Source organism: Nonomuraea sp. NPDC049725 (genome assembly GCF_040674795.1).
Taxonomy (GTDB): Bacteria; Actinomycetota; Actinomycetes; order Streptosporangiales; family Streptosporangiaceae; genus Nonomuraea; species Nonomuraea ceibae.
This window is the reverse complement of the sequence record NZ_JBFANJ010000004.1, coordinates 56,215-69,364: the sequence shown is the minus strand read 5'-3', so window position 1 is coordinate 69,364 and position 13,150 is coordinate 56,215. Positions and strand designations below refer to the sequence as shown.

17 protein-coding genes and 1 tRNA gene are annotated in these 13,150 nt (G+C 68.5%); 5 read left to right on the top strand and 13 right to left on the bottom strand.

The genetic code is table 11. The features are described 5' to 3' along the window. Positions 1 to 42 precede the first annotated feature (42 nt). Positions 43 to 567 (bottom strand): DUF305 domain-containing protein, encoded by a 525-nt coding sequence (locus tag AB0J53_RS11485; protein WP_364171153.1) that lies wholly within the window; start codon positions 565 to 567, stop codon positions 43 to 45. Positions 568 to 684: 117 nt separating this feature from the next. Between AB0J53_RS11485 and AB0J53_RS11480 the strand changes: the two genes are divergently transcribed. After that, the gene (locus tag AB0J53_RS11480) at positions 685 to 1,077 is read left to right on the top strand and encodes a peptidase inhibitor family I36 protein (RefSeq protein WP_219501304.1); all 393 of its coding nucleotides are present in this window, start codon (positions 685 to 687) and stop codon (positions 1,075 to 1,077) included. 15 nt (positions 1,078 to 1,092) lie between these two features. Here the strand turns inward: AB0J53_RS11480 and AB0J53_RS11475 are convergent, their stop codons facing one another. The 6 genes from AB0J53_RS11475 to AB0J53_RS11450 all read right to left on the bottom strand — a co-directional run bounded on the left by AB0J53_RS11475 (position 1,093) and on the right by AB0J53_RS11450 (position 5,080). Continuing rightward, complete coding sequence (locus AB0J53_RS11475; RefSeq protein WP_364171151.1) at positions 1,093 to 1,707, bottom strand: class I SAM-dependent methyltransferase; 615 nt, start codon at positions 1,705 to 1,707, stop codon at positions 1,093 to 1,095. Beyond that, positions 1,704 to 2,033 carry a hypothetical protein gene (locus tag AB0J53_RS11470; protein WP_246644216.1) on the bottom strand — a complete coding sequence of 110 codons (330 nt, stop codon included), beginning with the start codon at positions 2,031 to 2,033 and terminating at the stop codon, positions 1,704 to 1,706. Before AB0J53_RS11470 ends, AB0J53_RS11475 begins: the two co-directional genes overlap by 4 nt. A 122-nt stretch (positions 2,034 to 2,155) precedes the next feature. Next, positions 2,156 to 2,389, bottom strand: coding sequence for a hypothetical protein (locus tag AB0J53_RS11465; protein ID WP_219501299.1), 234 nt, complete (start codon positions 2,387 to 2,389; stop codon positions 2,156 to 2,158). Positions 2,390 to 2,534: 145 nt separating this feature from the next. Next, positions 2,535 to 3,491: a hypothetical protein gene (locus AB0J53_RS11460; protein ID WP_364171148.1), complete on the bottom strand. Its 957-nt coding sequence runs from the start codon at positions 3,489 to 3,491 to the stop codon at positions 2,535 to 2,537. Continuing rightward, a complete protein-coding gene (locus tag AB0J53_RS11455) occupies positions 3,488 to 4,492 on the bottom strand; it encodes a hypothetical protein (protein WP_364171147.1) in 1,005 nt (334 codons plus the stop codon). Before AB0J53_RS11455 ends, AB0J53_RS11460 begins: the two co-directional genes overlap by 4 nt. A gap of 54 nt (positions 4,493 to 4,546) precedes the next feature. Then, complete coding sequence (locus AB0J53_RS11450) at positions 4,547 to 5,080, bottom strand: hypothetical protein (RefSeq protein WP_364171145.1); 534 nt, start codon at positions 5,078 to 5,080, stop codon at positions 4,547 to 4,549. 65 nt (positions 5,081 to 5,145) lie between these two features. On the opposite strand from AB0J53_RS11450, the gene AB0J53_RS11445 reads away from it, so the two are divergent. After that, positions 5,146 to 5,496: a hypothetical protein gene (locus AB0J53_RS11445; RefSeq protein WP_364171143.1), complete on the top strand. Its 351-nt coding sequence runs from the start codon at positions 5,146 to 5,148 to the stop codon at positions 5,494 to 5,496. 151 nt (positions 5,497 to 5,647) lie between these two features. Here the strand turns inward: AB0J53_RS11445 and AB0J53_RS11440 are convergent, their stop codons facing one another. Further along, positions 5,648 to 6,256 carry a DUF6461 domain-containing protein gene (locus tag AB0J53_RS11440; RefSeq protein ID WP_364171980.1) on the bottom strand — a complete coding sequence of 203 codons (609 nt, stop codon included), beginning with the start codon at positions 6,254 to 6,256 and terminating at the stop codon, positions 5,648 to 5,650. Between the two features lie 93 nt (positions 6,257 to 6,349). Here AB0J53_RS11440 and AB0J53_RS11435 point away from each other — a divergent pair, with 93 nt between their 5' ends. After that, positions 6,350 to 6,685 carry a tyrosine-type recombinase/integrase gene (locus tag AB0J53_RS11435; RefSeq protein WP_364171141.1) on the top strand — a complete coding sequence of 112 codons (336 nt, stop codon included), beginning with the start codon at positions 6,350 to 6,352 and terminating at the stop codon, positions 6,683 to 6,685. 75 nt (positions 6,686 to 6,760) lie between these two features. Here the strand turns inward: AB0J53_RS11435 and AB0J53_RS11430 are convergent, their stop codons facing one another. After that, on the bottom strand, positions 6,761 to 7,150 hold the full coding sequence (locus tag AB0J53_RS11430) for a hypothetical protein (RefSeq protein WP_364171139.1): 390 nt from the start codon (positions 7,148 to 7,150) through the stop codon (positions 6,761 to 6,763). A gap of 213 nt (positions 7,151 to 7,363) precedes the next feature. Between AB0J53_RS11430 and AB0J53_RS11425 the strand changes: the two genes are divergently transcribed. Further along, positions 7,364 to 8,044, top strand: coding sequence for a tyrosine-type recombinase/integrase (locus AB0J53_RS11425; protein ID WP_364171137.1), 681 nt, complete (start codon positions 7,364 to 7,366; stop codon positions 8,042 to 8,044). 118 nt (positions 8,045 to 8,162) lie between these two features. Here the strand turns inward: AB0J53_RS11425 and AB0J53_RS11420 are convergent, their stop codons facing one another. The 3 genes from AB0J53_RS11420 to AB0J53_RS11410 all read right to left on the bottom strand — a co-directional run bounded on the left by AB0J53_RS11420 (position 8,163) and on the right by AB0J53_RS11410 (position 10,202). Further along, positions 8,163 to 9,185 carry a hypothetical protein gene (locus AB0J53_RS11420; protein ID WP_364171135.1) on the bottom strand — a complete coding sequence of 341 codons (1,023 nt, stop codon included), beginning with the start codon at positions 9,183 to 9,185 and terminating at the stop codon, positions 8,163 to 8,165. A 183-nt stretch (positions 9,186 to 9,368) separates the two neighbouring features. Further along, positions 9,369 to 9,445: transfer RNA gene (locus AB0J53_RS11415), tRNA-Thr, on the bottom strand. 70 nt (positions 9,446 to 9,515) lie between these two features. Further along, complete coding sequence (locus AB0J53_RS11410; protein WP_364171133.1) at positions 9,516 to 10,202, bottom strand: maleylpyruvate isomerase family mycothiol-dependent enzyme; 687 nt, start codon at positions 10,200 to 10,202, stop codon at positions 9,516 to 9,518. Between the two features lie 127 nt (positions 10,203 to 10,329). Between AB0J53_RS11410 and AB0J53_RS11405 the strand changes: the two genes are divergently transcribed. After that, positions 10,330 to 12,195, top strand: coding sequence for a glycoside hydrolase family 15 protein (locus tag AB0J53_RS11405; protein WP_364171131.1), 1,866 nt, complete (start codon positions 10,330 to 10,332; stop codon positions 12,193 to 12,195). Between the two features lie 37 nt (positions 12,196 to 12,232). Here AB0J53_RS11405 and ricT read toward each other — a convergent pair whose 3' ends face one another. After that, positions 12,233 to 13,072, bottom strand: coding sequence for a regulatory iron-sulfur-containing complex subunit RicT (ricT, locus tag AB0J53_RS11400; protein ID WP_364171979.1), 840 nt, complete (start codon positions 13,070 to 13,072; stop codon positions 12,233 to 12,235). Positions 13,073 to 13,150: the final 78 nt, after the last annotated feature.

Here is a 13,150-nt window from a genome sequence, read left to right as displayed (position 1 = left end):
TCCGGGACGGCGTCTATGACGGAGTGCCGACTTTTCCGGTTCTCAGCGTTCGAGCAGCTTGCGCAACTGCTCGATCTGCTCCCTGCGTGACGCCTGCACCTGCGCCGCCCACCGCATGACCTCGGGATTGGCGCCGTCGAGCACCTCGGTCCCGGCCATCCGCGCCGCGTCGCCCTGATGCGCGATCAGCAGCGCCATCAACTCCGGCTCCGGATCCTTCGCCCTCCGGAGCGCGTCGATCTTCTTCTGCTCGGTCTCCGGCAGCCCGCCGTGATGGTCGTGCGCCCCGTCGGGCGGCGTCAGCGGCTGCCCCCAGGCGTGCAGCCAGCGCAGCATCATCTCGACCTCGCTCTGCTGCGTGGTGGCGATGGCCTCGGTCAGCGTCTTCAGCTCCGGCGTGGTCGCCCTGTCGGCGCCGACCTTGGCGATCTCGATGCCCTGCCGGTGGTGCTGCACCATCATCTGCACGAACATCACGTCGTCGGCGTTGACCGGAGGCGCCGCGGCCTCACCCGGCCCGCAGGCGACCGCCAGCAGGAGTCCCAGGGCCGCTAAGACGTACCTCATGTCACGCCAGCCTTACACGCCGGCAGCCCTCCGTCCACGGGCAGGGCTTGACTACGATAAGTAATCACTGCCTTACTGAGGGTGTTAGAGGTCGTCCCCGGACCGAAAGGGTCTCTGATGAAGGCATTCACCAAGCGAGCCGCCGCCGTCGCGCTCTGCGCCGCCGTCGCGCTGCCCGCCAGCGGCGTCGCCGCCCCCGCCAACGCCGCCGTCCAGCAGGCAGCGGCGCTCCAGCGCGCCGCGGCCCAGTGCGCGGCCGGCGAGATCTGCTTCTGGCACGACCGCGACTACCGGGGCACCCCCTGGCGCTGGATGCCCTCCAACGGCTACCGCGACATGCCGCCCAACCTCCACGACCACGTCTATTCCTTCTACGCCAACGTCCGGGGCTGCTTCATCGACTACGACCCCCGCGAGTTCCGCAAGGTCAACATCGGCGACTACGCGCAGGCGTACGACACCAACTTCGGCAAGCGCATCGACGCGGTGGCCCTCCACAGCGCCTGCTGACGCCGGGCCGGGTCTTCACGCACGCAAGGTCAGCGACTGGAACCGGGAGTGGTCCGCACCGACGGCATGGAAGTCCACGACCTCGAAGACCCGGCTCGCCCGCTCCACCAGCTCCTCGTCGCTCCGGAACGAGAAGAACCGGGGCGGCCACTGCTCGTCGTCCGCGAACTCCCCCTCCCCGGTCAGGCTGCCCCCGCCGTAGACCCCGAGAAAGAACAGCCCGCCCGGCCGCATCACCCGGTGGATCGCCTCCAGCACCGCGGGCAGGTCGCGGTCGGGCACGTGCAGCAGGCAGTTGAGCGCATAGACGGCGTCGAACGAGGCGGGCGCGAAGTCCAGGCCCAGAAAGTCCATGACCCGGGCGTCGAGCCCCTTCTCCCGGCACCGCGCGACCATCTCCGGCGACAGGTCGACGGCCACCACGTCCAGGCCGTGGTCACGGAAGTAGACGCTGTCCTGGCCGGTGCCCGCGCCGATCTCCAGCAGCCTGCCGCCGTCCGGCAGCCGGCCCAGGAACGCCTCCCGCTCGGCCTGCTTCCACGCCGCCTTGCCGCTCGCGTCCCGCTGCCGCGCGCTGCGGTCGTACGCCTCGCGCAGCGGCCCGAGCACGTCGTCGTAACGCGCGCTCATGGCAGGTCGGGACGCACCAGCGCCTGCGCGAACGGCTCCCCGGTGCGGCGCGCGTACACCATCCGCGCCTTCACCTCCCCGAGCGTGCGCGGCCGGTAGCCGGGCCCGCCACAGCAGCTCCGGGGGAAGCGCACGCCCGCGTGCAGCAGCACCGACAGCACCCGCCACGCCGCGACGTCACGCCGCCTCGGCGCCGCGAACGCCGTCCCGACGTGGATCAGCACCCCCGCGCAGCGCGGGCAGCGCCGCTCGGAGCCGCCGGCATAGGGCTGCTTGTACGAGGCGCGGCACGGGAGACAGACGAAGGACGTCTTCGCATGAGACATGTGGTCGGCTCACCTCCCGGAGCAGTCGTCATCCTAGGCTCCACCCACTCGGCGATCAACGAGATTGCCCCCGGACGCGAAGCGACCCCCCGCGGGCAACCGCGAGGGGCCCAGGCGGACGATCAGAGCGTCAGGCAGCCCACGAGCGGGACTTCGGGCGGAATGACCACGGCTCCGAGCGGATCGGCGGCGCCCCCCGTGGTGCAGTTGGCCATCAGCACGGGATCGATCCGCTGGACCGAATCCAGGACCGAGATCTTTTTCGGGTCGACGACCGCGTGCGCGGCCGACGCCGGCAGCACCAGCCCACCGGCGACCACGACGACTGCGGCGAGCTTGCGGGGAGATGTACGCACTGAACCTCCATGGGTGTGTACGTGAACGACCATCGTTCAGCACTGATGGTAGTTTTCAAGTAACACTCAGTACATGGCACGGGCATTAGAAAGCTCCCATGTACGCGCCCAGTCCGGCTCGCGGTTGCCCCTCGACCAGCCGGCTTTATCGGGCGGGCAGGCGGCTCAGCACGTTGGCGACCTCGTCCCGCATCTCCGGCGTGAGCCTGCCGTCCTCCTTCGTGAACGGGATCTCCAGGACAAGATTGCTCACCCGCACCCACACCGTCAACCGGGCCCCGTCGCGTTCCGCGAACGCCTCGTCCCCCAGGCCCTTCACCGGCTTGGCCGGCTTCTCGGGCCACTGCGTTCTCCGGTAGTAGGCGAAGATGTCCTTGGCCACGGCGATCCCGCTCCGCCCCTGCCATGCCCGACCGAGCCGCAGCTTGAGCCCGCCGCACTGGGTCGCCGACTCGGGAACCCCCTCCGGCAGCAGCGAGCAGGCGTACGGTGCCACCGCGAACCGCCCGTCCGCCGGGTCCGCGACGGCGGGGGCGGGCCGGTCCATCGCCTCGGCGATCCACCGCGCGGCCTTCAGCGCCCCCTCCTGATGCCGGGGCCCTGGCTTCGCCCGCCAGCCGTAGTTGATGTTGACCACCGCGTTGCCGAGCCGGAAGGCCAGGACCGTGGCGTGCCTCCCCAATGCCGGGGCCTGGACGAACGACTCGTCGCCCACCTGCGCGTCGACGTGGGGTTCGGGCCGATCCCTGACCGCCATCGCGGGGAAGGCGGAGTCCGGGGGCCTGACGAAGAAGGCGTGTGCCGCCGCGACGTCCGCGGCCAGGTGGACGCCGACGCTGAGCTCGTGGACCGCCTGCCCTTTCAGCGACAGGCCGGAGGTGGTCCAGGTGCACCCGCCCTCGTCGTACTTCTGCTCGGCGAGCGTGACAAGCTGCTCCACCTGCTCGGCCGTGAGCAGCGAGCAGGGGTCGACGACCCCGGTGAACCTGCCGGGCCCCGACGGCGGCGGGCTCGCCGCCCGGGTCGGGCGAGGCGGCGCCGGCTCCGCCGAGCAGGCGGCGGCGGTGAGCAGCACGAGTACGGCCAGCACGACCCTGATCACGACAGCGCCTCCAGGATCCACCGGGCGGCCCGCTCGGCCTTGGCCTCGTCGCCCGCCCGCACGTACCCGAGCAGGTTCGCCTTCCTGAAGACCACCACCGGCGGGCCGGGAACCTGCGGCGTCCCTTCGCGGAACGCCAGCGCCTCGTCCGCGAGGTCCAGAGCCCGCGTGTCGTCGTCCCGCCATCCGGCGAACATCTCCTTCGCCTGGGCGACGCCGTCACCCGCCGGGCCGCGCCGCGGCGCCCAGAACTCCAGCCTCAGCTGCAGCCGGTCCGAGGACTCGTTCGGCTTCTCCCACGAACAGGTCGCCGAGTTCCCGGCCCGCGCGTACGTCGACGGCTCGACGAGCTGCCGCACCTGCGCGGGGCTGAGCACAGCACACGCGATCGGCGGCTCCGCGTACGTGCCGGGCGCGACCGGAGCGGCAGCCGGATCGGCCGGGCTCGCCCGGACCAGCGCGTCCGCCATCCGGCGGGCCACCGCCACCGCCCCCTGACGCAGCCGCCGGGCGCCCGGCGCCGGCCCGAAGTGCTCGACCTCCACCAGCAGGTTGCCGACCCGGAAGACCACCTTGACGAGCTCCACCCGTTCCGTGCTCGCCGCGACGTGGTCGAGCAGATAGCCCTCGTCCCCCACGCCCCGCACCACCCGCGCCCGCCCGCCGAGCAGGTCGCGGAACTCGCCGTTGACCCAGAGGGAACGGGGTGACGTGTCCGGGCTGAGGTCGCGGGCCAGGCTCCTGCGATACTCCTCATGAGCCTGCGCGGAGGTGTAGTCCCAGGGCTCCCCGTCGTCGTTGACCCACCTGACCACCAGCTCGCTGCCCGGCTTCGTCCAGACGCAGTGCCGTCCCTCCAGCCTGCTCCCACCGCCGGGCACGAGCCGCTTGACCAGGTCCGCGTCGACCATCGCGCACAGGTCGAGCGGCGCGGGGAACCTCGGCTGCGTCCCCGGCGGCAGCGGGCTGAGCCACAGCATCAGGGCGATCATCAGGCGCACCGGAGGACCCTATGAGAGCCCGGTATGTTCCCGGTATGCCGACCACCGCAAGGCTTATTTCTTCGGCCCTTCGATCTTCTTCGACCCTTCGATCTTCTTCGACCCATCGATCTTCTTCGGGCCATCGATCCGAAGGGCGACGAACGGCTTCGAAGCACGGATGAAGGCAGCGATGAGCGTCCTGGAAACGGCCCGTTGCCGATCCAGCTCCTCACCGGTTTCCAGCTCGTTCATGCGGTCGACGGCCTGCAGCGCCTCCCAGCCCTTGGCGATGAGCGACTCGTCGTCCGTCAGGAGCTCCATCCGGTACAGCGCCTCCAGAGCCGCGGACCGCAGCCGCTGCTCCTCCCGGCGCAGCTCGATCCAGCTCGACTGCTCCGGGCTCTCCTGCCTCGCGTACCAAAGATCAAGCTGCCCGCGCCGGTAGTTGGTGAGTGCGCCCCCGAGAGTGCAGTACGCGTCCATTCGTTCCGCCCTGAGCCTGTCGGCCCTCGCCAGGTGTTCCGCCCGGTTCGCCGTTCGTGCGGCTAACAGGTGGTTCAGTGTGGCTCCGAGAAGAGTGCCCAGTACCGCGACGATGCTTGTCACAACCGCTCCCATAGCGTCATGGAAGCACACGCCCCGCGACGCCCGCGGGCAGGGACAATCGGGGCGTGAGATTACTGATCATCTTCGTTGCCCTGGCATCGCTGACGTCCTGCGGGTGGGGCGGGGAGCAGCGCGTCACGCGTTCATTCGCCAAGATGGAACAGGTCGCCCAGACGATGAGGCCAGAAAGCAGCCTGACGAATGGGCCGCTGGAGATCGGAGAGGCTGAGTTCCAAGCTGTCTACCGAGAAGGCGACCGCGTCTATTTCAAGGTGGGCGAGAACGGGCCCAGTGTGGACCCCTACGGCTACGTATGGAGCCCCAAGCACGTTCCGGTCGATGACTCCAACCCGGCGGTCGCTTCCACCTTCGAGCACATCCAGGGCCCTTGGTACCACTGGAGCGACAGCTACTAGCGCACACCCGCTTCAAGCTGGAGCCAAGCTGCCAGTCCACCGCTGTCCACGGCCATCGGACGAGCCCGCATCCGCAGCGAACGCCGGCAACACTGGGGCCGTCCTGAGCAGCTTGCTCATCCGCACCTGGCGGACCATCGTGGTCAACGCACTAGCGAGGGTGGATGAGCGAGTGCGTCGCCTCGAGCCAGTCAGCGGCGATGTCCGTCCCCGTGATCCGGCCGATCAGCGTCAGGACGGAGCTGATGCTCTCGCCCTCGTCCACGCGATCCTCGATGACGTCGTCACCACTGGTCTGGAAACGCAGCCCTGCCATGAGGTGGTCGAGCGCGTGCGGATCGCTCCCGTGCACGGGGTCGGGCCAGGTGGGCTGGAAGGCGACAACCACCTCCCCGTCCTTCAAATACTTGAAATGGTCATGGCCACCCATATCCATACTGAAGCAGAGCGCCTCCCGCCCACCCGCCGTCAATGGCACCAGGAAATCGTCGTCGGTCGGCCCCGGAATGACGCAGGTCCACCCTCCGGCCTCGCCCACCCAGGTGGGCCCGCCTTCCTCGCTGTTGTCGAGCAATTTGTTCAGGTGGCTCGGCGTGCTGGTGGCGAGGTCCAGGGAGAAGGCCTTGGCGACGGCGTCGCGATCCATTCCTTTGACCCAGAGGGCGCTGAATCCCAGCGTCCATAGGTCCATCTCGTCATCGAGCCCCTCGGTGAAGATGGTCGAGGCCAGAAGATCGTGCAGGTGCGTCGGCGACTGCATGCTCACCTTCCGATGGTGGAGGAGCCGGGAAAGGGCGAGGCCCTCTCCCAGCTATGACGGTGGTGCACCGTTGCGGATTCTGACCCAGAAGGCATGGGACGGCCAGCTGCCCGCGCCACCTTCGAGCCGGCCAGAGGCGAAGATACGGTGGCGAGCGTAGAAGACCGCCAGGTCGCGTCCTGCGCCTTGGTTGTGGCAACCGCATGTTCAAGTTTGCGCGCCAAGGCCGCCGGAGTCCCGAACATCCGTGTCCACGACATCCGGCGCACCTGCGCCTCGATGCTGGCCGCCCGCGGCGTCCACTCACGCGTCGCCATGCGCATCCTGAGCCACTCGCAGATCTCCGTGACCATGAACGTCTACACCCAGATCGCCAGCCCGGAGACCCGCACGGCGCTCGACCAGCTCAACGCCAGCCTGGATTTCTAGCCTCACAGAACCCTGGCCATGCAACACATCAGCGGGGGTCATTCCCACGGCTTGTGGATGATCTCCGCCGAAGCTCTAGGCGTGGGTTATCTGCAAGTCGCCTCCCCAACTCCGGGCGATGACAGCTCCACCCTCGAACTCGAAGGCCATGCGCATGCGTTGGCCGGAGAAGTCATCGAACTCCTCGACCAAGCACCGCAACCGCTGACCGATATACCTCACGAAGGGAACGTCATCGGGAGCGGTAATCACATCCATGCGACTGCCCAGCTCCTCCATCACGTAGCCCTCCCCGGGCTCCGCGGGGGCGATCCTGAGTTCCCAGCCAGCGGCAACACCTAGGTTGACAGTCAGCGTCTCGAATCTGAGCCAGACCTCGCCTATGACCGGGGCTTCGGATCGATGTGTGAACTGACTTGCCACCACGCCCGCCAAGCGCAGGCTCTCCAGGGCAGTCACATCCACCGGATCAGCCTAATCCGTAGTCCATCGATAGGTATCGGCTGTCTGGCGCTGTTGTACGGAGATCAAAAAGGCCCTCCCGAATCATCCGGAAGGAGGTGCTCAGGGACTACGAGGACGGCCTGACCCTCGCGAAGGGAGCGGCACGGCAAGCGGAAGCGTCGCGAACTCAGTGCACAGGATGTGGGTAAGTGGCTGGCGGACAAAGCCAAGACGTTGAGCACGAGCACGCTTCGCCTGATCAGGTCCTACCTCAACCGGTCCGTCAAGCGTGCGATGGCCCGTGACCTGGTGAAGCGCAACGTGGTGGACCTCTGCTCAGTCCCTCGCGGCAAGGAAGGCCGCCCGTCAAAGGCGCTCACGCTGGCTCAGGCGGACGCGGTGCTCAAGGCAGCCGAAGGGACCCGGATGCATGGGTATCTGGTGCTGGCCCTGCTCACCGGCGCACGCACCGAAGAACTCCGCGCGCTGACCTGGGACCACGTGGACCTGGAAGGCGCTCCTGACGCTGACCCGGCCGTACCGCCGTACGTGGCCGTGTGGCGGTCGGTCCGTACCGGCGGGGACACCAAGACCCTAAAGTCCCGGCGCACTCTGGCGCTCCCGCAGCGCTGCGTGGAAGCGCTCAAAGTCCAGAGGGCACAGCAGGAGGCGGACAAGCAGGCGGCAGGCGATCGGTGGACGGAACACGGGCTCGTGTTCGCCTCGACCGTGGGCACGCCTCTCGACTCCCACAACGTGCGACGCGCGTTCCGCGCGGTCATCGCCAAGACTGACCTCGACCCCGACAAGTGGACCCCCGAGAGCTGCGGCACAGCTTCGTGTCCCTGCTTTCAGACCAAGGCATCCCTCTGGAGGAGATCTCACGGCTGGTCGGGCACAGCAGCACGGCGGTGACCGAGCTGGTCTACCGCAAGCAGATCCGTCCCGTGCTCCAGGAGGGCGCGGTGGCCATGGACAGAATCTTCAAGACATGACTGGCTTGTGGAGCCGTACTGTCCCCCACAAGCCAGGCTCAGTCAAGCGGCTCGAAACTCGGACGCGGCGCGATCACGGCCGTCCTCTTCTCGTTCATGTGCAGCCACGGCGGCGCCTCAACCGAAACAAGCTTGTGTTCGACACCCACCAGGTTTTGCTGCGCCGCCTCGTTCAGGGCACCCTCAATATCAATCACTTTAGCTGTCGGATACTTCTCTATCTGCGCTTGCAGCCGCTGTCCCTTAGCAGTCGGCTTCAAATAATATGGCGGGCGCTCATGCTTTCCCAAGGTGCACACTGCAGCTGCCACAGCTGCGTAAGCATCGTTGAACAGACCCATGAAGCCATTAGGGTCAGGGAATGCCGCAATCCACATTCGCAGCTTAGTATCGTAGCGAACGCCAGGGGGAAGATCCCTGGCCTCCGGAACAATGCCGATGCGCAGCCCACGACCAGGCTCCAGCTGCCTCCAATTACTCTTGATGGTGGTAGCTGCGTACTTGAGCGACTCGGCATTACTCAAGAACAGATCAGTCTTCCACACCTGTTGCACACGCTCAGGCAGACGCGGCTCCGCGAGCTTACCCTCCGCAGCCACAGTGACCCAGGGGCCGAAGGCGAAGGGCCTCCCGCTCCCGTCCGGCAGAAGAACAGCCTCGTCGCCGGCGTTCTCGACCACCGCATCTAGAAATCCCAGATACTTGGCGCGCTCGTAGCCAAACAGCAGCGAGGTGGGCTCAGATGCTCCCTTGAAGAGCCGAGGTGATGTCCTCGCCAGAGCCGTTGCAAGTAGATCGAGAGTTGTAGGTTCCTTCCCCAGGACAGCCTCATGGACTGCCCATTCGAAGCCGTCCCCCCTCATACCTTTGTCACGCTCAAGGCGAGCAACCTTGGAAAGCTGCCGCATGGTGACTTCAATCCGATCACAGTTCAGATCGGCAAGGTCGTCGTTTGTGAGCTGGTCAAGCTGGGCACGGATTATCGACCGAGCCACGGCATACAAAGCGCGCCCGTACTCATCTACGGGCTCCCGCTGAGAAAGAAAGGTAACGTCCCCCACCTAGGTAATCCTAGCCAGAGGGCTCGCCCCGTCGCTCCCATTTATCCCACATGACCCGAGCTTCCACAGACAGTGAGACCCGATCTGACTCACGTAGCCGCATGCATCTCACGGTCCTGGGCCTCTTAGTCACCCAGTTAGACGCTCAGAGGCCCTCCGCGCGATCGCGAAGGGCCTCTGACCTGGAGCCGCCTTGGGGATTCGAACCCCAGACCCCTTCATTACGAGTGAAGTGCTCTGGCCGACTGAGCTAAGGCGGCGTGCCGTACAGCTTGAAAGAGTCTACAGGAGCCCAAGGGGTCCTCGCTCCCCGGAAACCCCCGAATCGGCTCAGGGGGTCAGCGGTCCGTCGAGCACGGCCTGGGCGGCGGGGGTGTCGCCTTCCCAGGACAGTCCGGGGTGGGTGCGGGGCAGCCGGCCCCACAGCATCAGCAGCAGGTCGGCGGCCGGGCCGGCGATCTCGGCGACCGGTTCGCCGGGGCCGTAGACGCAGGTCAGCTCGGTGTCCGTGGCGCGGACGCGGATGGCGTGCGCGGGCGGCTTCGCCATGCCTCGGTTGATCATGCGGTAGGCCATCGTGTCGAACACCTCCGCCACTCCCTCGCCGGCCAGCGTCGGGTCGAGGGCCGGGGTCAGGCCGAGGGCGTGTTCGGCGTCCCAGCGGTGGATGAGCGTCTCCAGCGGGCGGCGGCGTTGCCAGAAGCCGACCGTGTGGGGCGGGTAGAAGGTCCACGCCTCGGCTGACGGGTCGCGGTCCAGGACGTCGAGCAGCGTCGCGGTGGTCTGGTCGAACCAGGCGCCGAGGTCGTCGCGCGGGGCGGGCGGGGCCTGGTGGTCGCCGTGGCGTTCGGTCACGGCCGTGGCCGCCCACAGGTTGCCGCCGCCGAGGTGGTCGGCCAGGTCGTACAGCGTCCAGTCGCCGCAGTGCTCGACCGGGGCGGACAGGTCGCCGTCGAGGCAGGCGCGGAAGGCGGCTGACTCGCGGCGCAGGTGGTGGAGGAGTTCGGCGGGGCGCATGCGAGCACTCTAGTGGCCGGGTCACCCCTGATGACATGGGGGGATATGCCGGGAGCTAGCCTGAAATGGCTGCTCCATCCCCTCGGGGAGCAGTCGCTCGGTATGTCCGGCGCACAACGGAGGGATCATGAACGGCTACCCGCAGATCGCGGACCACGGCATGATCGGTGACCTGCAGACCGCCGCGCTCGTGTCCGGGGCGGGCACCGTCGACTGGTGGTGCACGCCCAGGTTCGACTCCCCGAGCCTCTTCTCGTCCATTCTCGACAGCGAACGCGGCGGGCACTGCCGGCTGGCAGCCGACGTGGACCGGATCGAGGGGGCGACCGTCCGGCAGCTCTACCTGCCCGACACCGCCATCCTGGTCACCCGCTACATGGCTCCCGGAGGCGTCGGCGAGGTCGCCGACTTCATGGTGCCGGACACCTCCGCCACCCCGTCGGCCCGGCATCGCCTCGTCCGGGTCGCCCGGGTGGTCCGCGGCAGCCTGCCGTTCACGCTGGTCTGCCGTCCGCGCTTCGACTACGGCCGGGCGCCGCACGCTCTCAGAATCCTGGACGACCGGTCAGCCGTCTTCGAAGGCCCCGGCACGAGCCTGCACCTCCAGGCCGCCGGGCCGCTCGTCCTGCGCCAGGACAGCCAGGACAGCCAGGACGGGCAGGACCGCCAGGACGTGGTCGCCGACTTCACCCTCCAGGCCGACGAGATCGCCGCGATCGTCCTGACCAGCGACAGCGACGGTGAGGCCGGCCCGCCGGTGCCGCCGCTGACCCTCGACGGGGTGCGCGACAGCTTCGACGCCTGCCGCGCCTTCTGGCACGACTGGCTGCGCTCGTCCCGGTATCGCGGCCGCTGGCACGACATGGTCACCCGGTCGGCGATCACCCTCAAGCTCCTCACGTACGCGCCCACGGGCGCGCCGATCGCCGCCGCCACGATGGGCCTGCCGGAGCAGATCGGCGGCGAGCGCAACTGGGACTACCGCTACACCTGGATCCGTGACGCCTCCCTGTCCGTCCGGGCCCTGATCGACCTCGGCTTCGTCGAGGAGGCCCAGGCGTTCCGTACGTGGCTGCGCGAACGCCTGGACGCCGCCGGCGACGCGGAGGAGCCGTTGCAGATCATGTACCGGGTCGACGGGGACCCGCACCTGACCGAGGAGGTCCTCGGCCACCTGGAGGGCTACCAGGGCTCGAAGCCGGTACGGGCCGGGAACGCCGCCGCCGGGCAGCTCCAGCTCGACATCTACGGCGAGGCCGCCGACGCCCTGGCCCAGGCGCAGGAGATCGGCGGCATCCGCGGCTGGCGGTCGTTCGCCGGGCTGCTGGACTGGCTGGCCGACACCTGGGACCGCCCCGACGAGGGGATCTGGGAGACCCGTGGCGGGCGCCAGGACTTCACCTACAGCCGCCTGATGACCTGGGTCGCCTTCGACCGGGGCATCCGGATGGCGACCGCCTACTCGCGTCCCGGCGACGTCACCCGCTGGACGAGCGTTCGCGACACCGTCTTCGACCAGATCGTCGACCGCGGTTGGAGCCCCCGGCGGCAGGCCTTCGTCCAGCACTACGGCACCGACGTGCTGGACGCGTCGCTGCTGCTCATGCCGCGCGTCGGGTTCATCTCGCCCCGCGACCCGGCCTGGCTGAGCACGCTCGACGCGATGGAGAAGGAGCTGGTCAGCGACAGCCTCGTCTACCGGTACGATCCCGCCGCCTCCCCCGACGGGCTGCTCGGCTCGGAGGGCACGTTCAACCTGTGCAGCTTCCTGTACGTCGAGGCCCTGGCCCGCGCCGGGCGGCTGCAGCAGGCGCGTTACGCCTTCGACAAGATGCTCACGTACGCGAACCATGTCGGCCTGTTCGCCGAGGAGATCGGCCCGTCGGGCGAGCAGCTCGGCAACTTCCCGCAGGCGTTCACCCACCTCGCGCTCATCGCCGCCGCCATCGCCCTGGACGAGCAGCTCGAACGCGCCGAGTCGTCCCCGGGCTAGACCGTACGCGCCTACCGCGCGGCCGAGGCGTGACGGGCTAGCTCTCCTCCTCGCCTGACGGCTTGCCGTACATCGTGTCGTGCTGGATGCGCGGCGAGCACACCGACGCCGACGGGCACGCGCAGCGCCTGCCGCCGTCGTCCAGCCGCACGGTCACCGTGTCGGAGGGTACGTTGTGGCCCACCACCGTGCCGTCGCCCTGCGGGGTGCTCACGCGGCTGCCGTTCTTCGGCATCCGGTAGCGGGTCTCGACGTACAGCGGGTGCTCGTACTTGAGGCAGCACATCAGCCGCCCGCACGCGCCGGCGATGCGCAGCGGGTTGACCGGCAGGTCCTGGTCCTTGGCCATGCGGACGGAGACCGGCTCGAAGTCCTTGAGGAACGTCGCGCAGCACAGGTCGCGCCCGCAGGGGCCGATGCCGCCCTGGAGGCGGGCTTCGTCGCGCGGGCCGATCTGCCGCAGCTCGACGCGGGCGCGCAGGTTGCGGGCGAGGTCACGGACGAGGGCGCGGAAGTCGACGCGGTGCGGGGCCGAGAAGTAGACGGTGTAGACGTTGTCCTGGTCGAGGTAGTCGACGCCGACCACCTTCATGGGCAGCGTGTGGCGTTTGATCAGGCGTTTGGAGACGCTGCGAGCCTCGGCCCTGCGGCGTTTGTTGGTCTCGTCGCGGGTCAGGTGCTCCTCGCCCGCGAGGCCGGCGCAGACGGGCAGGCCGTCGATGTCCTCGCTGGTGTACTGCGGCGCCCACACGCATTCCGCCACCTCGGGCCCGGCGTCGGTCGGGACCAGCACCTTGTCGCCCACCGCGGGGCTGTGCGGGCCGGGGTCGAGGTAGTAGAGCCGTCCGTAGCGGGTGAAGCTCACGGCCATGATCATTCCCATGGGCTCGTGCTCGCCTCCTACCGGCGTCGGGGACACGTACCTGCCACAGTACGCGCCGCGCCGGGACGGAGC